1 protein-coding gene is annotated in these 255 nt (G+C 72.5%); it reads left to right on the top strand.

The window, feature by feature from the left end; translation table 11 throughout:
* Positions 1–255, top strand: a 255-nt coding sequence (locus tag ACSNOK_RS35150) for an AMP-binding protein (protein ID WP_436784754.1), incomplete at both ends; no start/stop codon positions are given.

Here is a 255-nt window from a genome sequence, read left to right as displayed (position 1 = left end):
CTGCTGGACTTCGCCGTCTGGAGCGCCGGCGCGGTTACCGTGCCGATCTACGAGACCAGTTCGCCGGAGCAGATCCAGTGGATCCTGTCCGACTCCGGCGCGGTCGGCTGCGTCGTGGAGACCGGCGCCCACGCCGCCGCGGTGGAGTCCGTGCGCGACCGGCTGCCTCAGCTGGCGAACCTGTGGACCGTCGACGACGGCGCGGTGCGGAAGCTGGCCGACTCCGGGGCGCAGGTCACCGACGCGGTCCTGGAC

Origin of the sequence: Streptomyces sp. URMC 126 (genome assembly GCF_051386555.1) — a bacterium.
Classification (GTDB): Bacteria; Actinomycetota; Actinomycetes; order Streptomycetales; family Streptomycetaceae; genus Streptomyces.
Note: the sequence above shows the minus strand (reverse complement) of the source record. Positions and strands in the feature narration are given on the sequence as shown.